Annotated in this window: 19 protein-coding genes; 11 read left to right on the top strand and 8 right to left on the bottom strand. The window is 74.8% G+C overall.

What is annotated here, in order from left to right; translation table 11 throughout:
* Window positions 1–46: 46 nt before the first annotated feature.
* Complete coding sequence (locus R2D22_RS14745) at window positions 47–871, bottom strand: esterase/lipase family protein (RefSeq protein ID WP_318103669.1); 825 nt, start codon at window positions 869–871, stop codon at window positions 47–49.
* Between the two features lie 243 nt (window positions 872–1114).
* Between R2D22_RS14745 and R2D22_RS14740 the strand changes: the two genes are divergently transcribed.
* A complete protein-coding gene (locus R2D22_RS14740; RefSeq protein WP_318103668.1) occupies window positions 1115–1525 on the top strand; it encodes a coenzyme B12-dependent isobutyryl CoA mutase small subunit in 411 nt (136 codons plus the stop codon).
* A 63-nt stretch (window positions 1526–1588) separates the two neighbouring features.
* Here the strand turns inward: R2D22_RS14740 and R2D22_RS14735 are convergent, their stop codons facing one another.
* Window positions 1589–3175 (bottom strand): DUF5691 domain-containing protein, encoded by a 1587-nt coding sequence (locus R2D22_RS14735; RefSeq protein WP_411977138.1) that lies wholly within the window; start codon window positions 3173–3175, stop codon window positions 1589–1591.
* 64 nt (window positions 3176–3239) lie between these two features.
* The gene (locus tag R2D22_RS14730; protein ID WP_318103667.1) at window positions 3240–4616 is read right to left on the bottom strand and encodes an SWIM zinc finger family protein; all 1377 of its coding nucleotides are present in this window, start codon (window positions 4614–4616) and stop codon (window positions 3240–3242) included.
* Between the two features lie 127 nt (window positions 4617–4743).
* Here R2D22_RS14730 and R2D22_RS14725 point away from each other — a divergent pair, with 127 nt between their 5' ends.
* The 7 genes from R2D22_RS14725 to sucD all read left to right on the top strand — a co-directional run bounded on the left by R2D22_RS14725 (window position 4744) and on the right by sucD (window position 13989).
* The gene (locus tag R2D22_RS14725) at window positions 4744–5844 is read left to right on the top strand and encodes an ATP-binding protein (RefSeq protein ID WP_318103665.1); all 1101 of its coding nucleotides are present in this window, start codon (window positions 4744–4746) and stop codon (window positions 5842–5844) included.
* A 335-nt stretch (window positions 5845–6179) separates the two neighbouring features.
* Window positions 6180–8507, top strand: coding sequence for a DUF5682 family protein (locus R2D22_RS14720; RefSeq protein ID WP_318109765.1), 2328 nt, complete (start codon window positions 6180–6182; stop codon window positions 8505–8507).
* Complete coding sequence (locus R2D22_RS14715) at window positions 8504–9694, top strand: vWA domain-containing protein (RefSeq protein WP_411977024.1); 1191 nt, start codon at window positions 8504–8506, stop codon at window positions 9692–9694. Before R2D22_RS14720 ends, R2D22_RS14715 begins: the two co-directional genes overlap by 4 nt.
* Before the next feature lie 106 nt (window positions 9695–9800).
* On the top strand, window positions 9801–10640 hold the full coding sequence (locus tag R2D22_RS14710; RefSeq protein ID WP_318103662.1) for a hypothetical protein: 840 nt from the start codon (window positions 9801–9803) through the stop codon (window positions 10638–10640).
* A gap of 63 nt (window positions 10641–10703) precedes the next feature.
* Window positions 10704–11465 carry a hypothetical protein gene (locus R2D22_RS14705; RefSeq protein ID WP_318103660.1) on the top strand — a complete coding sequence of 254 codons (762 nt, stop codon included), beginning with the start codon at window positions 10704–10706 and terminating at the stop codon, window positions 11463–11465.
* Window positions 11466–11904: 439 nt separating this feature from the next.
* A complete protein-coding gene (gene sucC, locus R2D22_RS14700; protein ID WP_318103659.1) occupies window positions 11905–13083 on the top strand; it encodes an ADP-forming succinate--CoA ligase subunit beta in 1179 nt (392 codons plus the stop codon).
* Window positions 13084–13104: 21 nt separating this feature from the next.
* The gene (sucD, locus tag R2D22_RS14695) at window positions 13105–13989 is read left to right on the top strand and encodes a succinate--CoA ligase subunit alpha (RefSeq protein ID WP_318103657.1); all 885 of its coding nucleotides are present in this window, start codon (window positions 13105–13107) and stop codon (window positions 13987–13989) included.
* Between the two features lie 103 nt (window positions 13990–14092).
* On the opposite strand, the gene R2D22_RS14690 is transcribed toward sucD, so the two are convergent.
* On the bottom strand, window positions 14093–15427 hold the full coding sequence (locus R2D22_RS14690; RefSeq protein ID WP_318103655.1) for a transcriptional regulator: 1335 nt from the start codon (window positions 15425–15427) through the stop codon (window positions 14093–14095).
* A 120-nt stretch (window positions 15428–15547) separates the two neighbouring features.
* Between R2D22_RS14690 and R2D22_RS14685 the strand changes: the two genes are divergently transcribed.
* Window positions 15548–17065 (top strand): cell division protein PerM, encoded by a 1518-nt coding sequence (locus tag R2D22_RS14685; protein WP_318103653.1) that lies wholly within the window; start codon window positions 15548–15550, stop codon window positions 17063–17065.
* A gap of 12 nt (window positions 17066–17077) precedes the next feature.
* Here the strand turns inward: R2D22_RS14685 and R2D22_RS14680 are convergent, their stop codons facing one another.
* Window positions 17078–17791, bottom strand: a complete 714-nt coding sequence (locus R2D22_RS14680; protein ID WP_318103651.1) for a hypothetical protein — start codon at window positions 17789–17791, stop codon at window positions 17078–17080.
* 219 nt (window positions 17792–18010) lie between these two features.
* Between R2D22_RS14680 and purN the strand changes: the two genes are divergently transcribed.
* Both purN and purH read left to right on the top strand, forming a co-directional pair.
* A complete protein-coding gene (purN, locus tag R2D22_RS14675; RefSeq protein WP_318103649.1) occupies window positions 18011–18628 on the top strand; it encodes a phosphoribosylglycinamide formyltransferase in 618 nt (205 codons plus the stop codon).
* Entirely contained in the window at window positions 18615–20168 is a 1554-nt protein-coding gene (gene purH, locus R2D22_RS14670; RefSeq protein WP_318103648.1) for a bifunctional phosphoribosylaminoimidazolecarboxamide formyltransferase/IMP cyclohydrolase, read from the top strand. Before purN ends, purH begins: the two co-directional genes overlap by 14 nt.
* Window positions 20169–20234: 66 nt before the next feature.
* Here the strand turns inward: purH and R2D22_RS14665 are convergent, their stop codons facing one another.
* The 3 genes from R2D22_RS14665 to R2D22_RS14655 all read right to left on the bottom strand — a co-directional run bounded on the left by R2D22_RS14665 (window position 20235) and on the right by R2D22_RS14655 (window position 23275).
* Window positions 20235–21104 carry a peptidoglycan DD-metalloendopeptidase family protein gene (locus R2D22_RS14665; RefSeq protein ID WP_318103645.1) on the bottom strand — a complete coding sequence of 290 codons (870 nt, stop codon included), beginning with the start codon at window positions 21102–21104 and terminating at the stop codon, window positions 20235–20237.
* Window positions 21105–21176: 72 nt separating this feature from the next.
* The gene (locus R2D22_RS14660) at window positions 21177–22538 is read right to left on the bottom strand and encodes a protein kinase domain-containing protein (protein ID WP_318103643.1); all 1362 of its coding nucleotides are present in this window, start codon (window positions 22536–22538) and stop codon (window positions 21177–21179) included.
* On the bottom strand, window positions 22535–23275 hold the full coding sequence (locus tag R2D22_RS14655) for an FHA domain-containing protein (RefSeq protein ID WP_318103641.1): 741 nt from the start codon (window positions 23273–23275) through the stop codon (window positions 22535–22537). The genes R2D22_RS14660 and R2D22_RS14655 overlap by 4 nt, the downstream gene beginning before the upstream one ends.
* Between the last annotated feature and the right edge of the window lie 101 nt (window positions 23276–23376).

Below are 23376 nucleotides of genomic sequence, written 5' to 3'. Positions count from 1 at the left end.
AAGAACAGTCGCCGGATGACGGGCTGTCAGACCGGAACTGTCGGGCTCAGGCGACCGAGACGGCGCCCGTCGCGTCGGCCGCGCCGTCGGCGCCGACCGACAGTCCGTCGGAGCCGAGCGCCTGCCGGATGCCCGCGGCGACGGTCGGGTGGACCGGCAGCGCGAGATGGCCGATGCCGCTCACCCGGACGTTGTGCACCTGGAGGTCGGGGTGGTCGAGCCGGGCCGTCTCCACCGGGACCATGATCTGGTCCAGATCGCTCCAGAAGCTGACGAACCGCGTCCGGCAGCCCCCGCTCGGCCCGGCCAGCTCCCGCAGCACCTCGGAGCCCGGCCGCATCTGCCGGATCAGAGGGTGCGCGTCCGCCAGCGGGGCGACGGTGGTCCCCGCGTGCGGGGTGCCGAGCGTGACGAGGGTGCGGACCCGTGCGTCACCGCCCAGGCGCTGTACGTAATAGCGGGCGATCAGCCCGCCCAGGCTGTGTCCGACGACGTCCACCTCGTCATGGCCGGTCCGGGCGCGGATCGCCTCGACGTGCCGGCCGAGCAGCTCGGCGGCGGCGCGCAGGTCGCAGGTGAGCGGCGAGTAGTTGAGCGCCTCCACGTGCCGCCAGCCGTGCCGGGCCAGGGAACGGCGCAGCAGGACGAAGACGGAACGGTTGTCGACGAAACCGTGCAGCAGGGCGACGGGGCGGCGCGGCGGGGCGAGCGCGGTGGCGGCCTCGGCGCCGGGCGCGGTCGCGTCGGCGGGGCGGGGGCGCTCCGGGACGAGTCCGGAGGGGTAGAGGAGGACGTGGCCGGTGAGGATGGCCAGCTCCAGAGCGGTGGCCTTGAGCAGAGGTGTGAACCGGGTCAACTCCGTGAGTTCCATCGCCTACCTCCCGACCGGCACGCCGGGGAGCCGGCCGAGGAAGCGGGCGTACGCGACCTCGAAGCGGCTCCCTTGCGACCGACCCGGGTGCGGCTCACGCTGGGTACGGCGCAGAGCGAACATGTCCCACGTGTGATTTCCCCCTCGCTCTCCACCGTGAAACGGTTGCTTGCGGGATGCTGTCGATAACGTTCGTTCACCTCCCCGGCGAGTCGCGCTCGGGGGTCGCATGTGGAGGCAGTGATGGGTGTGACCGGTCCGATCCGCGTGGTGGTGGCCAAGCCGGGTCTCGACGGCCACGATCGCGGGGCCAAGGTCATCGCGCGGGCGCTGCGCGACGCGGGTATGGAGGTCATCTACACCGGGCTGCACCAGACGCCGGAGCAGATCGTCGACACCGCGATCCAGGAGGACGCCGACGCGATCGGTCTGTCGATCCTCTCGGGCGCGCACAACACGCTCTTCGTGAAGGTGCTGGAGCTTCTGAAGGAGCGCGACGCGGAGGACATCAAGGTCTTCGGCGGCGGCATCATCCCCGACGCGGACATCCCGCCGCTGAAGGAGAAGGGCGTCGCGGAGATCTTCACGCCCGGCGCGACGACGGCGTCGATCGTGGACTGGGTCAACGCGAACGTCCGCGTCGCGGCCGCGTAACGGCTGCTCCGAAGGCGTTCTGGCCCGGGTTTCCGCACTGCGGAAGCCCGGGCCCGACCCGTTCTACGGGGCCGCCAGCTCCGCGTGCATCGCCGCGCGCAGGCGCAGCGTGGACACCAGGCGCTGGAAGGCCTCCGACCAGTAGCCCGCCGCGCCCGGTGACGCGTCCTCGCTCTCCGTCGCGAGCGTCGTCAGCGCCTCCAGCTGCGGCGCCGCGGCCGGGTCGAGGCAGCGCTCGGCGAGGCCCATCACGCCGCTGAAGCTCCACGGGTAGCTGCCCGCGTCCCGCGCGATGTCCAGCGCGTCCACCACCGCCCGGCCCAGCGGACCGGCCCACGGCACCGCGCACACCCCCAGCAGCTGGAACGCCTCCGACAGGCCGTGCGCCGAGACGAAACCGGCCACCCAGTCCGCCCGCTCGTCCTCCTCCAGCGTCGCCAGCAGCTTCGCCCGCTCGGCCAGCGACGACGTGCTCGGCGAGCCGAGGAGCGCCCGGGACCAGGCCGCGTCGCCCTGCCTCACCGCCGCCCGGCACCACGCCGCGTGCAGCTCGGGCTGCCAGTCGTCGGCGACCGGCAGCGCGACGATCTCCGCAGGCGAGCGACCGCCGAGCCGGGCCGGCCAGCAGGACAGCGGCGCGGACTCGACGAGCTGGCCCAGCCACCAGGAGCGCTCGCCGCGGCCCGGCGGCGGGGTCGGCACCATTCCGTCCCGCTGCATCGCCGCGTCGCACTCGTGCGGTGCCTCGACGACGAGCGCCGACCGGTCGCCCGTACGGTCCCCCGTGCGGTCGAGGGCGATGCAGGACGCCGCCCGGTCCGCCATCCGCGCGGCCAGCGCGGACGCGGGCAGCGCGGAGAGCAGCCCGGCCGCCGTCGCGCGCACGTTGCGGCTCCGGTCGGTCAGGGCCGTCTCCAGGAAGTCCTCGTCCGCGTCCGACAGGCCGGCCCGCAGCGAGTCCAGGAACATCAGCCGGTCCTCGGCCCGCTCCGTCGCCCAGGTCGAGGCGAGCAGCTCCCGCGCGGCGCCGGGCGCCTCGGCGCGTACGGCGGCGAGCAGCGCGACGCGCTCCGCGAAGAGCCCCTCGTCCCACAGACGGCGCACCTGCTCGGTGTCGTCGGTGGGCGGCAGTGCCGCGCCGCCCGCGGCGCCGCGCAGGGCGAACCGCCACTCCGGGTTCTGCCGGGCCAGCCACAGCCCGCGCGGCCCGGCGAAGGCGAGCGCGAGCGGCCGCAGGTCGGTCCGGGCCCGGGCGGCGTCGAGCAGGGCGGGCAGGGCCGAGGCGGGCGCCTTGTAGCCGTGCCGGCCGGCCGCCGCGAGCCACTGCGGCAGCAGCTCGGCGACGTCGGGAGCGGCCCCCCGCCGCCCCCCGGCCGGCGCGGGCGCGGCCCGCCCCGCGAGCAGCTGCCCCAGCCGCCGCCGGGCGGGCTCTGGCAGCCGCGCCCGCTCGTCCGGCGGCGCGGCCTCGGGCGGCTCCGCGACGGCCCCGGCCCGCAGCCCGGCGCGACGCCGCACGGTGTGCACGGCCGCCGCGTCGAGCACCGCCTCGGGCGCCGCCCCGCCCCGCCGGTCGGTACCGAGCAGCGCGGCGGGGACGAGGTCTTCCCAGGGCATCGCGCCGGCCGTGTGGGCGGTGTTCGCCGGGTCCATCCGGTCCATCGGGTTCCTCCGGTCCATCGGCTGCTCCGGGCGGGTGCGTCGGTCGGGTCGGGGGTCAGACGAGGGGGACGGTTTCGGTCGGGTCCTCGGGGGACCAGCAGGTCAGTGGCGTGAAGCCCTGGTGGCCGCATTCACCGAAGACCGTCACCGGTGCGCCGCCGGACAGGGCGACCAGGCGCCACAGGCCCGGACGGTTGGCTGCGGCGGGGGTGAGCGGGAGCGCGCCCGCCGCGTCCTGGAGCTGCCGGCCCGTGTCCGTCCGGACCGGGACGACGCCGGTCAGCGTCGCCGGGCGGGCGTCCAGCCAGGGGTCGTCCCGCAGGGCCCCGCCGTACGCGGCTATCGCCTCCGCCGTCGTCCCGCCCGGCGGAGGGCCCGCCGCCGGGACGGGCGCGGAGAACTGCTCCACCAGCTCCGCGCGGACCTGGCCCGCCCCCGGGTAGGCGCTGAGCGCGGCATCCAGGACCGCACCGACCGGCAGGGCGAGCTGCGGGGCCCGGCCGGCCGCGCCGAACGACAGCAGCAGCGCCGTGCGGCCGGTCTCCGTGCCGTGCAGCCAGATCCGGCGCGTGGTCAGCTTCGCGTCCCCTGTGTCGTACTGCGCGAGCACCTGCCAGTGGTCCCGGACCGCCGGACCGGACGCGGGCGCGGTCAGCCCGACCCGCGTACGGACCGTCGCCGCGAGCGGCTCCGGCAGGCGGTCCAGCGAGAGCCAGGCCCGGTCGAGCAGGTGCGTGAGCGCGATCTCCTCCAGGAGCCGCAGCGGCCAGCCCGCCCCGGAGCCGGGTATCGCCCCCAACTCCCGCACACGGGCCGCCAGTCCCGGTGCCTGCGCGTCGACCATCCGGGCGGCCGTCTCCTCCCACACCCCGTACCCGGGCTGCTCGGCCGAGGCGAGGCCGCCGCGCACCAGGTCGGCGAGGCGCTGCTCCAACTCCCGCGCGCCCGCGGTGATCCGGGCAGCCCGCCGCTCGGCGCGCCGCCGGGCCGCCTCCGGATCGGCGGGCCCGGCGGCGGTGGCGGTGCCGCCCCCCGTGACGGCACCGCCCTCCGCCGCCGGCTCCCGACGCCCCGTCAGCCACCGCTCCGCCCAGTCCGGCACGGCCTCCCCCTCCGAGACCGTCCCGTCGTCCCCCGCCCAGAGCAGCAGCAGGCCCAGCGTGTGCTTGCAGGGGAACTTCGGGCTCGGGCAGTCGCACGACGCCGCCGGCCCGCCGGTCAGGTCCACGACCGTCCGGTACGGCGTGCTGCCGCTGCCCTTGCACCGCCCCCACACGGCTTCCCCGGACGCCGAGCAGCCCGTCTCCGACCAGGGCCCGGCCACCCCGAGCCGACTCCCCGCGCTCGATGACGCTTCGTCAGGAGCCAGTGCCAGCACCTGTTCCGGCGTCCATCGTGCTCGCGCCCCCATGCGAACCCCCGTCCGACTCATGGAACGACCGTACGCCGCCCCACTGACAATCGCCCCGGCCTGCGACGACGGCCGAACGCCCGCGAAGTGTCAGTGGCGTGGTGCACGGTGGAGGCGTAACGGGTCGAACGATCTGGAGGGGGAACCCATGACCGTGCCCGGAACCGAGACCGAGGTACTGCGCCCGCACGCGGAGCACGCCTTCGCTGGCGAGCTGCGCGCCCTGGCCGCCCACGACGACCGCCCGCGCCCGCCCCGCTGGCGGCTCTCGCCGTGGGCCGTCGCCCGCTATCTCCTCGGCGGCACGCTCCCGGACGGGACGGTGATCACCCCGAAGTACGTGGGCCCGCGCCGGATCGTCGAGGTCGCCGTCACCACGCTCGCCACCGACCGCGCGCTCCTGCTGCTCGGCGTCCCCGGCACCGCGAAGACCTGGCTGTCCGAGCATCTCGCCGCGGCCGTCAGCGGCGACTCCACGCTGCTCGTCCAGGGCACCGCCGGCACGCCCGAGGAGGCGATCCGGTACGGCTGGAACTACGCCCAGCTCCTCGCGCACGGCCCGAGCCGGGACGCGCTCGTGCCCAGTCCCGTGATGCGGGCCATGACGGACGGCATGACCGCGCGGGTCGAGGAACTCACCCGCATCCCCGCGGACGTGCAGGACTCGCTCATCACGATCCTGTCCGAGAAGACGCTGCCCGTTCCCGAGCTGGGGCAGGAGGTGCAGGCCGTCCGCGGGTTCAACGTGATCGCCACCGCCAACGACCGGGACCGCGGGGTCAACGAGCTCTCCAGCGCGCTGCGGCGCCGCTTCAACACGGTCGTGCTGCCGCTGCCCGCCACGGCGGAGGCCGAGGTCGACATCGTCTCCCGGCGGGTCGACCAGATCGGCCGCTCGCTGGACCTGCCGGCCGTCCCCGACGGCGTGGACGAGATCCGGCGTGTCGTCACCGTCTTCCGCGAACTGCGCGACGGGGTCACGGCCGACGGCCGCACCAAGCTCAAGTCCCCCTCGGGGACGCTGTCGACGGCCGAGGCGATATCGGTGGTCACGGGCGGCCTGGCGCTCGCCGCCCACTTCGGCGACGGCGTGCTCCGCCCCGCCGACGTCGCCGCCGGCATCCTCGGCGCGGTCGTCCGCGACCCGGCGGCGGACCGGGTGGTGTGGCAGGAGTACCTGGAGACGGTGGTCCGCGAACGCGACGGCTGGAAGGACTTCTACCGCGCCTGCCGCGAGGTGACGGCGTGACCGCCCGGCGCGCGCGCCGCGCGCGGGACACCGCGGGCCCCGGCGGGCCCGGCGCCGCCACGCGGCACCCCCGACCCGGCCTCGTACCGGCCGGCGTGGCCCGGGCGGCCGGCGGCGGAGTCGGGCCGGACCGGCCCGCAGGCACCCCGAGTGCCGTCGGCCTCGGGCCACTTGCCGGCGCGGCGCGGGAACTCGGGGGCGCGGTCGGGCCGACCGCGGGCGCCACCGGCGGCTCCGGCGCCGATGGGACCTCCGGGCCCCTCGGGCCCACCGGTCCCGCCGGGGCCTCCCGTTCGGGCCGCGGCGACCCCGGGGCGGCCGGTGGGCCCGTCACGGTGCGGCGGGGGGACTCGGACGCCCGAGTGGGTGGCGACGTCACCCCGGGGCCGCTGCTGCTCGGGGTGCGGCACCACGGGCCCGGGTCGGCCCGGGCGGTGCGGGCCGCGCTGGATGCCGAGCGGCCGGCCGCGGTGCTGATCGAGGGGCCGCCGGAGGGGGACGCGCTGCTGGGGCTCGCCGCCGATCCCGGGATGCGGCCACCCGTCGCGCTGCTCGCGCACGCCGTGGACGACCCCGGCCGGGCCTCGTTCTGGCCTATGGCCACGTTCTCGCCGGAATGGGTCGCGCTGCGCTGGGCCCTGGACAACGGCGCGGCCGTCCGCTTCGTGGACCTGCCCGCCGCGCACACCCTCGCCCTCAACTCCGACCCGACCTGGGGCGACGGGGACGACGAGGAGCCCCAGCAGTCCGACCCCGCGGTCGGGCTGCGGATCGACCCGATCGCGGTGCTCGCCCGGACCGCCGGGCACGACGACCCCGAGCGCTGGTGGGAGGACGTCATCGAGCACCGCGGCGACGGCGACCCGCGCGCCCCGTTCGCCGCCGTCGCCGAGGCGATGGGCGTGCTGCGCGAGACGTACGGAGCGGGCGGACACGGCCGCGACCTCGTCCGCGAGGCCCACATGCGGCTCAAACTGCGCGCCGCGCAGAAGGAGTTCGGGGACGACCGGGTCGCCGTCGTGTGCGGCGCCTGGCACGTCCCCGCGCTGCGCCGCCGGACCACGGTCGCCGCCGACCGGGCCCTGCTCAAGGGGCTGCCCAAGGTCAGGACCGAGACGACCTGGGTGCCCTGGACGCACCGCCGGCTCGCCCGGCGCTCCGGCTACGGCGCGGGCATCGACTCGCCCGGCTGGTACGGCCATCTCTTCGCCGCCCCCGACCGACCCGTCGAGCGCTGGCTGACCAAGGTCGCCGGGCTGCTGCGGGACGAGGACCGGTCGGTCTCTCCCGCGCACGTCATCGAGGCCGTCCGGCTCGCCGAGACCCTCGCCGCGCTGCGCGGCCGGCCGCTCGCCGGGCTCAGCGAGACCACCGACGCCGTGCGGGCCGTGATGTGCGAAGGCTCCGACGTGCCGCTCGCCCTCGTCCGCGACCGCCTGGTCGTCGGGGACGTGCTCGGCGAGGTCCCGGCCGGCGCCCCCGCCGTACCGCTGCAGCGCGACCTCGACCGGCTCCAGCGCAGCCTGCGGCTGAAGCCGGAGGCGCGGGAGCGGGACCTGGAGCTCGACCTGCGGAAGGAGAACGACACCGCGCGCAGCCGCCTGCTGCACCGGCTGCGGCTGCTCGGTGTCGACTGGGGCGAGCCGGTCGCCGGCCGGGCCGGCACCGGCACCTTCCGGGAGAGCTGGCGGCTGCGCTGGGAGCCGGAGCTGCACGTCCGCGTCGCCGAGGCGGGCGTGTGGGGCACCACGGTCGACGGCGCGGCGACGGCGCGGGCCGAGTCCCGTGCCCTGGCCGCCCGCACCCTCGCCGACATGACCGCGCTCGCCGAGCGGTGTCTGCTCGCCGGTCTCGCCGACGCGCTGCCCGTCGTGATGCGCGCGCTCGCCGACCGGGCCGCGCTCGACGCCGACGTGGGGCACCTCGCGCAGGCCCTGCCCGCGCTCGCCCGCGCACTGCGGTACGGCGACGTCCGCGCCACGGACACCGCCGCGCTCGGCGAGGTCGCGGCCGGGCTCGCGGAACGGATCTGCGTCGGCCTGCCGCCCGCCTGCGCCGGGCTCGACCGGGACGCCGCCGACGAGATGCGCGGCCATCTCGACGCGGTGCACGCCGCGCTCGGCCTGCTCCCCGACAGCGCGGACCGGGCCGACCGCTGGGCCGCGGTGCTGCACCGGCTCGCGACCCGCGAGGCCGTCGCGGGGCTGATCCGCGGTCGGGCGGTCCGGCTCCTCCTCGACGACGGTCGGCTCGGCGAGGACGAGACGGCGCGGCTGATGGGGCTCGCGCTCTCGCCCGGCACCCCACCGGCCGACGCGGCCACGTGGATCGAGGGCTTCGTCGGCGGCGGGACGGGAGGCGGCATGCTGCTCGTCCACGACGAGCGGCTGCTCGCCCTCGTCGACGCGTGGCTGACCGGGGTGCCGGAGGAGGCGTTCGCGGACGTACTGCCGCTGCTGCGGCGCACGTTCTCCGCGTACGAACCGGGCGTCCGGCGCACCATCGGCGAGCTGGTCGCCCGCGGCCCGTCCGCCGCCGCGGCCCGTGCCCAGGCCGGCGTACCCGGCTTCGCCGACGCCCTCGACGAGCACCGCGCGGAGGCCGTACTGCCGGTACTGCGCCTGCTGTTGGGGAACGACGAGATGACGGGGGCGGACCGATGAACCCGATGAGCCCCATGAACCCGACCGGAAGCGGCGACGAACGGTTGCGGCGGTGGCGGCTCGTGCTGGGCGGGGGAGAGGCGGACGGTACCGGGCGGGCGTTGAGCGGGCGGGACGCGGCCGTGGACGGGGCGCTCGCCTCGCTCTACGACGAGCGGCCCGACCCGGTGGCGCGCGGCGAGCGGGGGCGGACGGCCGGGCTCGGCGCGTCCGCGCCGTCGGTCGCCCGCTGGCTCGGCGACATCCGCCGGTACTTCCCCAGCTCCGTCGTCCAGGTCATGCAGCGCGACGCCATCGACCGGCTCGGACTGTCCACGCTGCTCCTGGAGCCGGAGATGCTGGAGGCCGTCGAGGCGGACGTGCACCTGGTCGGCACGCTCCTGTCGCTGAACAAGGCGATGCCCGAGACGACCCGGGAGACCGCCCGCGCGGTCGTCCGCAAGGTCGTCGAGGACCTGGAGAAGCGGCTCGCCGCCCGCACCCGCGCCACCCTCACCGGCGCGCTCGACCGCTCGGCCCGGATCAGTCGGCCCCGCCACCGGGACATCGACTGGGACGCCACGATCCGCGCCAACCTGAAGCACTACCTGCCCGAGCACCGCACGGTCGTGCCCGAGCGTCTCGTCGGCCACGGCCGGGCCGCGCGGTCGGCGAAGAAGGACGTCGTCCTCTGCATCGACCAGTCGGGCTCGATGGCCGCGTCCGTGGTGTACGCCTCCGTCTTCGGGGCCGTCCTCGCCTCGATGCGGTCGCTCGACACCCGGCTGGTCGTCTTCGACACGGCGGTCGTCGACCTGACGGACCGCCTGGACGACCCGGTCGACGTGCTGTTCGGTACCCAGCTCGGCGGCGGCACCGACATCAACCGGGCGCTCGCCCACTGCCAGAGCCGGATCACCCGCCCCGCCGACACCGTCGTCGTGCTGATCAGCGACCTGTACGAGGGCGGCATCCGTGACGAGATGCTCAAGCGGGTCGCGGCCATGAAGGCCTCGGGCGTGCAGTTCGTGGCGCTGCTCGCGCTCTCCGACGAGGGCGCCCCTGCCTACGACCGGGACCACGCGGCGGCGCTCGCGGCGCTCGGCGTCCCGGCGTTCGCCTGCACCCCGGACCTCTTCCCGGAGGTGATGGCGGCGGCCGTCGAGAAACGTCCACTGCCCATACCGGACATGGCGACTCATCAGTAACACGGGACTTGCGTGACCCGGGGAGGCTCGTGCGAGCATCGGGCCGCATGCGCGGAACCTGCTGTTCCGCGCCGTCCCTCCCCGTGCTTCCGGAAGGCCCCGTCCCGTGACCGCCGCAGCCGTCGTGCCGCCCGCCGTACCGCGCCCCGCGCGCGGTACGGCGCTCCGGCGCGTGCTGGGCACCCTGGTCTTCCTGGGCGGCCTGTTGCTCCTGGCCGTCGCGTACGGCGGGCGCGCCGAGGCCGCGGAACTCCCGCCGGCTGCGACCGCCGAGACCGGGCGACTCGTGGACAGGTCGGCCGGCACGGCCGACGAGCCCCTCAGGGCCGTCGAGCACGTCGCCGCCACCGCAACCGCAACCTCCACCGCAACTGCCGTCGAACCGGTCGTCCGGCCCGTGACGAACACCGTCCGGGAGACCGTGCGCCGCGTCGCGGGTGCTCCCGTGGTGCGGGACATCGTCGAGCCCGTGCACGAGGCTGTGCACCTAGCCGTCCAAGACGCTCGTGACCGCGTGCCACTCCCCGCGGCCGAGTCGGTCCCGGCCGCGCCGTCGGTCCCGTCCGACGGCGCCACGTTCGAGCAGCTTTCGACCGTCCTGGCCACGTCCGCCGCGTCCCCGGCGGACGTCGCCGAGGCCACCGTCGTGCACGTACCGGCCGCGGACCCGCTCCCCGTGGTCGTACGGGAGTTCCGCCGCGCCCACGCCCGTACCGAGGCGCCCGCCACCGCTCGTCCCGCCCTGCCCGCGCACGCCCCCGTCCCCGGCCGGCCCTGCGGGGCGCCCGCGGTGGGGCAGGCGAGCGCGCCCCGGGGCGGCGACCAGCAGGACGCGACCCTCACCCCCGGCACGCCGTGCGCCGGGCCCGTCCGGGGCGCGACGCTGCCCGCGACCGCCGCAGTACTCCTCGACCGCACGGACGACGTTCTCGAATTCCCCGGCTAGAGCAGGCCCTTCTCCCCGCCTGCTCCACCACCAGCCGAAGAATTCGAGAAAGCGATCTCCCCCGTGAACAAGAACCTCCGCCGTTCCCTCGCCGTCGCCGCCACCGCCACCGGCATGTGGGCCATCGGCACCGCCGCCGCGAGCGCGAGCGAGCTGCCCGTCGACGTCCCGCTCACCACCCCGGACGCGACGGCCGGCCTCACCGACGCGACCGACGGCCTCCAGGAGGCGGTGACCGGCGTGACGGACACCGTCAAGGACGCCGTCGAGCTCCCGAGCACCCCGTCCGTCCCGGCGAAGCCGGCCGCACACGCCCCCGCCGTCGAGGCCCCCGCCGCCCCCGCCGTCCAGGCTCCGACCGTCGACAAGGCCCAGGCAGCCGCCGAGGACGAGGTCGACTACCTCTTCGGCCCGCTGGCCGCCTTCGCCCCCGACCTGGAGCAGACCCGGGCCGAGGCCGCCCCGGTCGTGGCCGGTGCCTCGCAGGACGTGCTGCCGCCCCTCGCCGCCCGCGCCGTGGAGTCGCTGGCCCCGGTCATCGGCCTGGCCGTCAACGACGCGGGCCTGCTGGCCGACGGCGTCCTCGCCGAGGTCCCGGAGTTCGCGGGCGGTGTCACCGGCACCGTCGACGGCGCCGTCCGGCCGATCGTCGGCGCGGTGACCGACCAGGTCCGGCCGGTCGTCACGGGCGTCGGCGGCAGCGCCGCGGGCCTGGCCGGATCCGTCACGGACGGTGCCACGCCGCTCGCCGGCAACGCCGTCACCGGCGTCCGTAGCGTCACCGTCGCCGTGACCCCGGACTACCTCCCCGGCTACGGCGGCTGATCACCTCACCGGTACCCCGGCAACCCCCGGCGACGGATTCCGCACCGCTGCGGAATCCGTCGCCGGGGCGCCACCCGCCCGGCCGTCTCCGGGCCGACTGAGGCCCATATCACATCGGCGCCCGTTCGCACCTCACCCCGCGGTCGGGCGCGTCGTGAGGCCCCCAAGGCCCCTTCCCCGCCTGGCACAAGGGGTTGAGGGGGTCCCGCCGCACCCCCTACGCACCGCCCCGTCCCCCCTACGATCTGTGACCCGTATCACCGCCCTGAGGTGATCTGCGATTTAGGGACCCAGGTCCGGCAGGGATAACCTGCGAGACGGACATGCCGCGTCCACGGACACCGTGTACGCCTCCCTTGTGACAGCGCAGTCACGTTGCCCTCCGCGGCACGCCCACGCAGACAACGAACCGCGATCATCAGAAAAGGGACGGACGCGCGTGGACCTGTTCGAGTACCAGGCGAGGGACCTCTTCGCCAAGCACGGTGTACCGGTGCTGGCCGGTGAAGTCATCGACACGCCTGAGGCGGCGCGCGAGGCCACTGAGCGTCTCGGCGGCAAGTCGGTCGTCAAGGCGCAGGTGAAGGTCGGTGGCCGCGGCAAGGCCGGCGGCGTGAAGCTGGCCGCCACCCCCGACGAGGCCGTCGCCCGCGCGACGGACATCCTCGGGATGGACATCAAGGGCCACACGGTCCACAAGGTGATGATCGCGGAGACCGCTCCGGAGATCGTCGAGGAGTACTACGTCTCGTACCTCCTCGACCGCACCAACCGCACCTTCCTGGCCATGGCCTCGGTCGCCGGCGGCATGGACATCGAGGAGGTCGCCGCGACGACCCCCGAGAAGCTCGCCAAGGTCCCGGTCGACGCCGTCGAGGGCGTCTCGATCGAGAAGGCCCGCGAGATCGTCGCCCAGGCGCAGTTCCCGGCCGACGTCGCCGAGAAGGTCGCCGAGGTCCTCGTGACCCTGTGGGACACCTTCATCGCCGAGGACGCGCTCCTCGTCGAGGTCAACCCGCTGGCCAAGGTCGCCTCCGGCGACATCCTGGCGCTGGACGGCAAGGTGTCCCTGGACGCCAACGCCGACTTCCGTCAGCCCGAGCACGAGGCGCTCGAGGACAAGGACGCGGCCAACCCGCTCGAGGCCGCTGCCAAGGCCAAGGGCCTCAACTACGTCAAGCTGGACGGCGAGGTCGGCATCATCGGCAACGGCGCCGGCCTGGTCATGTCGACCCTGGACGTCGTCGCGTACGCCGGTGAGAACCACGGCGGCGTGAAGCCGGCCAACTTCCTCGACATCGGCGGCGGCGCGTCGGCCGAGGTCATGGCGAACGGCCTGGAGATCATCCTGGGCGACCCGGACGTCAAGTCCGTGTTCGTCAACGTCTTCGGCGGCATCACCGCCTGCGACGAGGTCGCCAACGGCATCGTCCAGGCCCTGGAGCTTCTCGCCTCGAAGGGCGAAGAGGTCACCAAGCCGCTGGTCGTGCGCCTCGACGGCAACAACGCGGAGCTGGGTCGCAAGATCCTGTCGGACGCGAACCACCCGCTCGTGCAGCGTGTGGACACCATGGACGGCGCGGCCGACAAGGCCGCCGAGCTCGCGGCTGCGAAGTAAAGGGACGAGGTCAAGCACACCATGGCTATCTTCCTCAACAAGGACAGCAAGGTCATCGTCCAGGGCATGACCGGTGCCACGGGCATGAAGCACACCAAGCTCATGCTGGGTGACGGCACCAACATCGTCGGTGGCGTGAACCCCCGCAAGGCCGGCACGACCGTCGACTTCGACGGCACCGAGGTCCCGGTCTTCGGCACCGTCGCCGAGGCGATGGAGAAGACGGGCGCCAACGTCTCCGTCCTCTTCGTGCCGCCGGCCTTCGCCAAGGCCGCCGTGGTCGAGGCGATCGACGCCGAGATCCCGCTCGCCGTCGTCATCACCGAGGGCATCGCCGTCCACGACTCCGCCGCCTTCTGGGCGTACGCGAAGTCGAAGGGCAACAAGACCCGCATCATCGGCCCGAACTGCCCCGGTCTCATCACCCCGGGCCAGTCCAACGCCGGCATCATCCCGGGCGACATCACCAAGCCGGGCCGTATCGGCTTGGTGTCGAAGTCCGGCACGCTGACGTACCAGATGATGTACGAGCTCCGTGACATCGGCTTCTCGTCGGCCGTCGGCATCGGTGGCGACCCGGTCATCGGCACCACGCACATCGACGCCCTCGAGGCGTTCGAGGCGGACCCCGACACCGACCTGATCGTCATGATCGGCGAGATCGGCGGCGACGCCGAGGAGCGTGCGGCGGACTACATCGCCAAGCACGTCACCAAGCCGGTCGTCGGCTACGTCGCGGGCTTCACCGCCCCCGAGGGCAAGACCATGGGCCACGCCGGCGCCATCGTCTCCGGCTCCTCCGGCACCGCCCAGGCGAAGAAGGAGGCCCTCGAGGCCGCCGGTGTCAAGGTCGGCAAGACGCCGACCGAGACCGCCAAGCTGGCGCGCGCCATCCTCGCGGGCTGAACGACCTGAAGGGCCCCCGGGCCTGACGGTTCTTCGAACCACTGCGTGACCGCACAGGTGGGCCCCGCTCCCGGATCTCCGGGGGCGGGGCCCACGCGCGTTCTCAGCCCGTTTCGGGCAGCAGCCGTTCCGGGCCGTGGTGCGGCCGAGAGTGGAGCAGCTCGCGCAGCTTCTCGTCCTCGGGGCCCAGCTTGGGCGGGCCGCCGCGCACCGGGACGCCGTCGACCGTCCGCCCCGGGGCGACCTCGGGCTGGTACTGGGTCGGCGCGGTGTGCAGCGTGAACGCCGTCGCGCCGATGAGCGTCGCGGTCAGCACGAACGTCGTCCGGGTCCACAGCCGGATGCGGCGCTCGCTGCCGCCCCGGACCGTGCGCGCGGGTGCGAGCGACACCGTCGGTGCCTCCGCGACCAGCGCCCGCAGCCGTTCGTGCAGGGCGTCCGGGTCCGCGAGTTCGGGGATCCGGGTGCCGATGAGCGTCCGGGCGTACAGGAGCCGGTTGCCCGCCGCCGGGGTGCTCGCCTCGGTCTCGGCGGCCGTCTCGGGCAGGTCGAGGCCCAGGCCGTCGTAGAGCAGCACGGTGCGGCGGTACGGCGGGGGCAGTTCGAGCAGCGCCGCGAGCAGGGCCCGGCGGCCCGCCTCGGTCGGTGGGGCGTCGGGGTGCCGGTGGGCGCGGCGCAGCCGGTGCCAGGGCGAGAGGGCGTACTCGTACGCCGCCGCCCGCACCCAGCCGACCGGGTCACGGTCGCGGGCGACCTCGGGCCAGTGCTGCCAGGCGTGGTGGAAGGCGCGCTCGACGGACTCGCGGGAGAGCCGGCGGCGGCCGGTGAGCAGGTAGGTCTGGTGGACGAGTCCGGGGGCGGCGTACGCGTAGAGCGCGTCGAACGCCCCCTCGGGGGTGAGCCCGGGCTCGGCGGCGACGGCGGGCTCGGCGGCGGGCTCCGGCCGCGCGGTGGCCTCGGCCGACTCGGGTTTCAGCCGCTCCAGGCGCGCCTGGGCCGCGGGCGCGGGTGCCTCCGGCGGTGGCGCCGCTGCCGCCGGCTCGGGCGACGGTGCCTCCGCAGGGCGGGCGGTGGTCTTCGGCCGGGGCGCGGGGCCTGTCGGCGGCTTCTGGACGCGCTTGGCGGCGGCCTTGGGCCGGGTGGTGTCGCGGCCCGGTTGAGGTGCGGAGGTCTTCGAGGGCGCGGGAGCCGCGTCGGGCGCCTCTCCGGACGGCGCGAACGCCGTGTCGTCGCCGCTGAGCAGCTTCACGTACGCCTCCAGCTTGCGCCCCCGAGGCTTCGAGCGCCCGGTCTCCCAGGAGCGGACGGTGGCCCGGGTGACGCCCAGCGCGTCGGCCACCTGCTCCTCGGTCAGGGCCCGCGCCTCGCGCAGCCTGCGGCGCTCCTTCGGGGAGGGCAGCGAGTCGGCGGGGACGGAGTGTCCGGTGCTCTGGCTCATGGACGACGACCTCCCGCAGAGCTGCTCTGGCCGGAAAAGCACATAAATGTATCTTGAACGACACAACGGAGGTTTGCCTGTTACGCCACAAAAGGGCGTGTCGTTGGCAGCATGGGCCGGGTGACCCACGTGACCGAGCAGGGCTCTCCGCTGTCGCCCGACCCCCTTGTCCGCAGCGGTCGTTCCGCCGTCCTGGCGGCGGCCTTCGCGCGCGGCGGCATCGCGGCCGGGCTCGGCCTCGGCGCGCTCGCGGTCCTCGTGACGGTCCTGTGGATCAGCTCGCCGTACCCGGACCGGGGCCCCGGCGGCGCGCTGCACGCCGCCGCGGGCCTGTGGCTCCTCGCGCACGGCGTCGACCTGGTGCGCACCGACACCCTCACCGGCGTGCCCGCGCCGCTCGGGGTCGTCCCCATGCTGCTCATGGTGCTGCCGGCCCGTCTGGCGCACCGGGCCGCGCGGGACGCCCTGGAGTCCGAGGACGGCCGCCCCCGGCTGTCGGCGGCCGGCGCGGTGGGCGCGGTCACCGGCGGGTACCTGCTGGCCGGCGCGGTGGTGGTGGCGTACGCGTCGGCCGGCCCGCTGCCCGCCGACCCGCTGGCGGCGGCCGTGTGGCTGCCCGGTACGACGGTCGCGGCGGCCACGGCGGGCGTCTGGACGGCGAGCGGCCACCCGCTCGGCGCCCTGGCGCGACGGGTGCCGCGAGCCGGGGTGGCGCTGCGGTCCGCGGCGGTCGGGGTGCTGACCCTGCTGGCCGGCGGGATCGTGCTGGTCGCGGTCTCGTTGGCGTGGCACGCGGGCGAGGTCGGAAAGGCGTACGGCGGGCTTGCGGCGGAGTGGTCGGGACGGCTCGCGGTGGCGTTGCTGATCCTGGCGCTGGTCCCGAACGCGGCGGTGTGGGGCGCGGCGTACGGCATGGGCCCGGGGGTCACGCTCGGCACCGGCTCCCTCGCGACCCCGCTCATGGTGACCGGCACCCCGGCGCTGCCCGCGTTCCCCCTGCTCGCGGCCCTCCCGGAGCCGGGTCGGGGAACATGGGTGCACTGGCTGTCCGCGGCGGTCCCGCTGGCGGCGGGCGTCGCGCTGGGCCGCCGTACGGGACGGGTCGCGACGACCTGGACCGCCCGCGCCACGACCTGGACGACCCTGCAGGCCGCGGGCCTGTGCGGCGTGGTCGCGGCGCTCCTGGCGGCGCCGGCCGGCGGCTCGCTGGGCGTGGGGCGGCTGGCCGCGTTCGGTCCGGTGTGGTGGGCGACGGGCGGGGCTGCGGCGCTGTGGACGGCGGTGATCGGTGTCCCGGTCGCCCTCGGCGTACGCGCCTGGGCCCGCCGCGCGGAGGCGTCCGCGGACCTGGACCCGGCCGCGGAATCGGCCCCGGACCTGCACCCGGGCCCGGCCCCGGACGCGAAGGCGGCCGGCGCGAGGACCGCGGGCGCGAAGGCCGCGGGCGCGGAGACCGCGGGCGCCGCCGCCCCCGTACCGTCGATGCCCCTGCCGGTGACCCTGCTGCCCGCCCCGGAACCCGAGCGCCTGGACGACGAGCCCTACGAGCCGTACGACCTCTTCCCGGCGGCCTGGGAGACCCCGCGTCCAGAGCAGCCCCCGCTGACCCCAGCGCCCTCGGAGCCCCCGGCCGAGTAGGCGCCGCCCCTGCTAGACGCGCGTGTCGTCGAAGAGCTTCCGCAGCGGCTCCGGCAGGTGCCGGTTGCAGGCCTGCTGCCCGGACTGGGTCAGCGAGTCCTCGACGCAGGTGAAGTAGTCGCTGTAGGCCAACCGGAACGTGAACCCCGCCGCCACGATCGAGAGCGCCAGCAGGCCCGTCACCAGACCGCTGATCGCCGCGGTGCGCTGCCGCTTGCGCGCCCCCTCGGTCGTGGCCACGGACACCGGGGTCGAGCCCGGCGTGCCCGGCTCGACCGGCTTCGGCTTGGCGCGCAGCGAGCTGATCGCCCAGTACAGCGCGAGGGCGCCGAGCAACAGGGCGATCTCGGACAGGTTGAAGATCGCGAAGAAGAACGCCCACATGCCCGCGAGCAGTGCGTACCGGGCCCGCCGCTGGGCCGGGTCCGTCGGGTCCCAGCGCAGGCCGGGGCCCTCCTGCGGCCCGTCGGGGCCGCCGCCCTGACCGCCCTGGCCGCCCTCCGAGCGGCGGCCCCAGCCTGCCGACGAGCGGCCCGGCTGGCGGCTGCTCCAGCGGCCCGGGGTGTCGTCGGAGTCCGCGGGCTGCGACGGTTCCGAGGCGCCGTCGTCGTCCGCGCCCTCCGGTCGCCGCGGCTGCCAGGGCTGGTCCGGCGCGCCCTCCGGCGGCGGCGCGAACGGATTGTTGTCGTCCGTGGACTGGCGTTCCGTACGGCGGCGGTCCGGCATGTGGTGAACGTCTTCTCTCTGTCGTCGCGTTGAGGCGCCCGGCGGGTGTGTCGTCCGGCGTCGTCCTCAGACGCTACCGCCCGGCCGTGCCCCCGTCCCGTGGGGGCCGTCCGGTGTGCCGGTATCGTTGCTGACGGTCGGACCCTTCGTAGGGTTCCCCGTATCGAGGGATGCGATTCGTTCGTACGACCGCACAAACACCACGGAAAGAGTGACCCAGTGGCTGCCGCCCGCCTTGTCGTCCTGGTCTCGGGGTCCGGTACCAATCTGCAGGCCCTGCTCGACGCCGTCGCCGCCGACCCCGAGGGGTACGGCGCCGAGATCGTCGCGGTCGGCGCGGACCGCTCGGACATCGTCGGCCTGGAGCGCGCGGAGCGCGCCGGGCTGCCGACGTTCGTGTGCCGGGTCAAGGATCACGGGACCCGTGAGGAATGGGACCGGGCGCTGACCGAGGCCACCGCCGCGTACGAGCCCGATCTCGTGGTGTCGGCCGGCTTCATGAAGATCGTCGGCAAGGAGTTCCTCGCCCGTTTCGGCGGCCGGGTCGTCAACACGCACCCCGCGCTGCTGCCCAGTTTCCCCGGAGCGCACGGCGTGCGCGACGCCCTCGCGTACGGCGCGAAGGTCACCGGGTGCACCGTCCACTTCGTCGACGACGGCGTCGACACCGGCCCGATCATCGCCCAGGGCGTGGTCGAGGTCCGGGACAGTGACGACGAAGCCGCTCTGCACGAGCGCATCAAGGAAGTCGAGCGCTCGCTGCTCGTCGAGGTCGTGGGGCGTCTCGCCCGCAACGGCTACCGCATTGAGGGACGAAAGGTTCATGTCGGTGAATAAGCCCATCCGTCGCGCGTTGATCAGTGTCTACGACAAGACGGGCCTGGAAGAGCTCGCGAAGGGCCTGCACGAGGCCGGCGTGGAGCTCGTGTCCACCGGCTCCACCGCCTCGAAGATCGCCGCGGCCGGCGTCCCGGTGACCAAGGTCGAGGAGCTGACCGGCTTCCCCGAGTGCCTGGACGGCCGGGTCAAGACCCTGCACCCGCGCGTGCACGCCGGCATCCTCGCCGACCTGCGTCTCGACTCGCACCGCGAGCAGCTCGCCGAGCTGGGCGTGGAGCCGTTCGACCTGGTGGTCGTGAACCTGTACCCGTTCCGCGAGACCGTCGCCTCCGGCGCGACCCCGGACGAGTGCGTCGAGCAGATCGACATCGGCGGTCCCTCGATGGTCCGCGCCGCCGCCAAGAACCACCCGTCGGTCGCCATCGTCACCAGCCCGGAGCGGTACGCCGACGTCCTCACCGCGGTCGCCGCCGGCGGCTTCGACCTCACCGCCCGCAAGCGCCTCGCGGCCGAGGCCTTCCAGCACACCGCCGCGTACGACGTGGCCGTGGCCTCCTGGTTCGCGGACGACTACGCCGCCGCCGACGAGTCCGGCTTCCCCGACTTCCTCGGCGCCACCTACGCCCGCAAGAACGTCCTGCGCTACGGCGAGAACCCGCACCAGGGCGCCGCGCTGTACGTGGACGGCACGGGCGGCCTCGCCGAGGCGGAGCAGCTGCACGGCAAGGAGATGTCGTACAACAACTACACGGACACCGACGCCGCGCGCCGGGCCGCGTACGACCACGCCGAGCCCTGCGTCGCGATCATCAAGCACGCCAACCCGTGCGGCATCGCGGTCGGCGCGGACGTCGCCGAGGCGCACCGCAAGGCGCACGCCTGTGACCCGCTGTCCGCGTTCGGCGGCGTGATCGCGGTCAACCGCCCGGTCTCCGTGGAGATGGCCAAGCAGGTCGCCGAGATCTTCACCGAGGTCATCGTGGCCCCGGGCTACGAGGACGGCGCGGTCGAGGTCCTCGCGAAGAAGAAGAACATCCGCGTGCTGAAGGCCGAGGGCGCCCCGAGCAACCCGGTCGAGGTCAAGCCGGTCGACGGCGGCGCGCTGCTCCAGGTCACCGACCGCCTCCAGGCGGACGGCGACGACCCGGCGAACTGGACCCTCGCGACCGGCGAGGCGTTGTCCGCCGAGGAGCTGGCCGAGCTGGCGTTCGCCTGGAAGGCGTGCCGCGCGGTCAAGTCCAACGCGATCCTGCTCGCCAAGGACGGCGCCTCGGTCGGCGTCGGCATGGGCCAGGTCAACCGCGTCGACTCCGCGAAGCTCGCGGTCGAGCGGGCGGGCGAGGAGCGGGCCCGTGACGCGTACGCCGCGTCCGACGCGTTCTTCCCGTTCCCGGACGGCCTGGAGATCCTCCTCGACGCCGGTGTGAAGGCCGTCGTGCAGCCGGGCGGCTCGGTCCGCGACGAGCTGGTGATCGAGGCGGCGAAGCAGGCCGGCGCGACGATGTACTTCACGGGCACGCGCCACTTCTTCCACTGATCCGCGGTACGCGCAGGGCCCGCCGGTACGGTCACCGGCGGGCCCTGCCGCGTTCTCGGCGCTACGTCAGCACTCGCCCCGCCAGGTCACCGACCCGATCGTGCGCCCGCCGGAGGGGAAGTTGCCGCGGCCTTCCGCCCAGCCGTAGTGGAGGCAGGCCCCGCCGCCCTCCTTGTACGTGACGCCGACGTGGTCGTAACCGGGCTGCGGACTGCCGTTGTTGAAGTACGACTTCCGCAGACCGCACGGGCTCGTCGGGGTGTTCACGTCCGTCTTGCAGACCGTGCCCGTTCCGTCGGCGCCCGAGTAGAAGCAGACGAACCCGGCCGGGCACTGCCAGGGCTGCGGGCTGCCCGAGCAGTTGTTCTGGCTGGTCACACTGAGCCATTGGGCGCCCGCCCCGCTGTACTCGACGCCGTTGAAGTGCACCGGCTTGCGGTGCGACTCGTCCGTGAAGTCGCCGGAGGCCAGGTAGCGCTGCTCGTAGTGCAGATGCGCCCACTCGGACGCGCCCGAGGTGCCGACCCGGCCGATCTGGGTGGCTCCGGTGACCGCCTGTCCCTTGCTCACGTACGCCGTCGGCGCGTCCTTCAGGTGGTAGTACGCGGTGAACCAGCCGTTGGCGTGCTTGATCTGGATGGTGTTGCCGGACCCCGAGTCGGTGTACACCGCCGAGACGGTCCCTGGCGCGGAGGCGTACACCGGCAGGCTGTCGGAGCCGGGGTTGCCCTCCTTCACGATGTCGAGGGCCGGGTTGTGGCCCCAGGTGTTCAGCTGCCACTTCGTGCCGCAGGCGAACGGCAGTTGGAAGTTCGGCTTCCCGGTGGGCGGCGCGGCCGCCTCCGCCCGGTCGGCCCCGGCGACGCCCACCCCGAGGGTGAGCGCCACCGCGGCGAGGAACGCGAGCAGCGCGGTGCGGAACTGTGCGAGGGACACGTTCGGGATCCTCCTCGGGTTCGGTTGACGCCTCCACGGTCGCGCGGGTGGAGGCGGGGGCCGTACTCGGAACTACGAGGGTGACGCGGCGCAGTTCGGCACCCACTCGTGCGAGCGGGGCTTGGGCGGATCGGAGAAGTTGGTGCGGCTGCCCCGCGTCAGGCAGTCCATCCGGTCGACGTACTGGGGCTTGGTGAACAGGGCGACGTCGACGAGCAGCGTCCCCATGTCGGGGCCGTAGCCGTTGTTGTACGCCGACTTGGCGCCCAGCTCGGACGCCCACGGGCAGGCCGCCCCGCCCTTGAGCCAGTCCTTCGAACCGCCCACCCAGGTGCACATCTCGCCGCGGCCGTCGCGTTCGGCGAAGAAGCAGATGCTGCCCGCGGCGCAGCGCTCCCAGCCCGGGGGGTCGTCCGGCAGCAGCATGCCGGCCGTGAGCGCGATTCCCATCGCGGTCGCGGCCAGCCCCGTGACGACCAGCCCGGGCCGCCGTCGCCGTCTGCGGCGCGGGACGCGCCCCTGCGCCGCCGCGCGGACGCGCTCCAGGGGTGCGGCCGCGTCCCGGCCCGCCCTCAGGGCGCGGTCCTCGTGGTTGCGGCTCAGGCAGGCCGTGACGATCTCCCGCCACGCGTCCGGGAGTTCGGGCGACAGGCGAAGTTCCTCGTCGCCGCGGGCGTAGCGGACCGCCGCGTCCCGGCGGGCCGACGGCGTGCCGCCGGGCAGCGGGAAGGTGTCGGTGAGGACCACGTGGGCCAGTACCCCGAAGGCCCACAGGTCCGCGGTGGGTCGGGTCCGCGTGCCGCGCTCGCCGAACTCGGACCAGAGCAGCTCGGGCGGCGTGTAGTCGGCCGTGGCGAACGCGGGGGAGTACGCGTGGGTGCCGTCCAGCTCGCTCGCCGTGCTGAAGTCCCCGAGCCGGGCCGAACCGTCCGCCATCAGCAGCACGTTGCCCGGCTTGAGGTCGCCGTGCACCCAGCCGGCCCCGTGCAGCTGGGCGAGCCCCTCGCAGACCTGCACCAGGACCTCGGCCCGCTCGCGCGGGGCGAGCCGCGGCAGCGCCGTGTGCAGCGAGTCGGCGGCCTCCTCCAGGACGAGCACGGTCGCGCCGTCCAGCTCGGGGCGCTCCGGGTCGTCGACGGTGAGCGTCTCGTACATCCGGATCAGGCGCGGCGCGCGCAGCCGCCCGAGGAGCTCCACCTCCCGCGCGGCGAGGTCCCGCAGATGTCGCAGCTGACGTGGGCCGCAGGTGCCGGTCGGCAGGAACTTCAGGGCCGCCCGGTCCGGCGTCCCGCCGGGGCCGGCCCGCCGGACCGCCGCGTACACGCTGCCGAACGCGCCCGCGCCCAGAGGTCGTTCGACGGTCCACGGGCCGACGCGGTAGCCCTCGGGGACGGTGATCGCGAAGCTTCCGGAACCGGTGGTCCCGGCGCTCACCGCAGCACCCCGCTCGGCACGGACAGCGCCGTCAGGTCGTCCTCGCGGACCAGGTCGAAGCGGAGCGCCAGGGACACCAGCGACTCCTTCTTGCCGTTGAGCCGCGGGCCGGTGTCCGCCGTCTCGGGGCCGGGCTTGAGCCGGAGCTTCACCGCCAGGTAGTCGATGTTCCACTGCACGGCGGCCCGGTTCACCGCCGGCCACACCGGCCGCAGTCGCGTGCAGACCTCCTCGACGGTGGGCAGCGGCGCGTGCGGCTCGCCGCGCAGCCGGGCCTCGCACAGGGCGGCGAGAACGAGGAAGTACCGCTTGCCGCGGTCCAACGGAAAGGCGAGCGCGGTCGGTTCGCCCCCGGGCGGGTCCCCGAGCACGTAGTCGTGGCGCGGCGCCCAGACGGAGAAGCTGAGCAGGTCACGGCCCGCGGGCAGCACGACCCGGGCGAACTCGAAGGGGATGGGGGCCTCGACCCGGCCCGGGGCGATCTTGACGTGCTCGCCCGCGCCCTCCGGGTTCTCCACGACGTAGGTCGAGGCGGCGCTGAAGTTGCTGATCGCCCAGAACGTTCCGGTGGCCGTGATCTCGCCGGCGGTGCGGGACACCCCGGGGTGCGGGATGTCCAGGTGCGGGCGGTCGGCCGCGGGGGTGGTGCGGCCGAAGTGGAGCCGGCCGCCCGGGGCCAGCCGCAGCTGGCCGGCCGGGGTGGTGGCGTGTGCGGGCACCACGATGATGCTGTACATGGCGCTTCCTTTCCCCGAGGTGTGGGCGTCAGGGTAGGGAGCGGCGATAAACGAACGCAGAACGCGCGAAGGCCCGCCGGTCCGGGGACCGGCGGGCCTTC

Source organism: Streptomyces sp. HUAS YS2, from assembly GCF_033343995.1.
GTDB classification, from domain to species: domain Bacteria; phylum Actinomycetota; class Actinomycetes; order Streptomycetales; family Streptomycetaceae; genus Streptomyces; species Streptomyces solicathayae.
Note: the sequence above shows the minus strand (reverse complement) of the source record. Positions and strands in the feature narration are given on the sequence as shown.

Bases quoted from the DNA above. Each gene is read 5' to 3' on its own strand.
- R2D22_RS14745 (WP_318103669.1), bottom strand. From the start codon at position 871: ATGGAACTCACGGAGTTGACCCGGTTCACACCTCTGCTCAAGGCCACC.
- R2D22_RS14740 (WP_318103668.1), top strand. From the start codon at position 1,115: ATGGGTGTGACCGGTCCGATCCGCGTGGTGGTGGCCAAGCCGGGTCTC.
- R2D22_RS14735 (WP_411977138.1), bottom strand. From the start codon at position 3,175: ATGGACCCGGCGAACACCGCCCACACGGCCGGCGCGATGCCCTGGGAA.
- R2D22_RS14730 (WP_318103667.1), bottom strand. From the start codon at position 4,616: ATGAGTCGGACGGGGGTTCGCATGGGGGCGCGAGCACGATGGACGCCG.
- R2D22_RS14725 (WP_318103665.1), top strand. From the start codon at position 4,744: ATGACCGTGCCCGGAACCGAGACCGAGGTACTGCGCCCGCACGCGGAG.
- R2D22_RS14715 (WP_411977024.1), top strand. From the start codon at position 8,504: ATGAACCCGATGAGCCCCATGAACCCGACCGGAAGCGGCGACGAACGG.
- sucD (WP_318103657.1), top strand. From the start codon at position 13,105: ATGGCTATCTTCCTCAACAAGGACAGCAAGGTCATCGTCCAGGGCATG.
- R2D22_RS14690 (WP_318103655.1), bottom strand. From the start codon at position 15,427: ATGAGCCAGAGCACCGGACACTCCGTCCCCGCCGACTCGCTGCCCTCC.
- R2D22_RS14680 (WP_318103651.1), bottom strand. From the start codon at position 17,791: ATGCCGGACCGCCGCCGTACGGAACGCCAGTCCACGGACGACAACAAT.
- purH (WP_318103648.1), top strand. From the start codon at position 18,615: ATGTCGGTGAATAAGCCCATCCGTCGCGCGTTGATCAGTGTCTACGAC.
- R2D22_RS14655 (WP_318103641.1), bottom strand. From the start codon at position 23,275: ATGTACAGCATCATCGTGGTGCCCGCACACGCCACCACCCCGGCCGGC.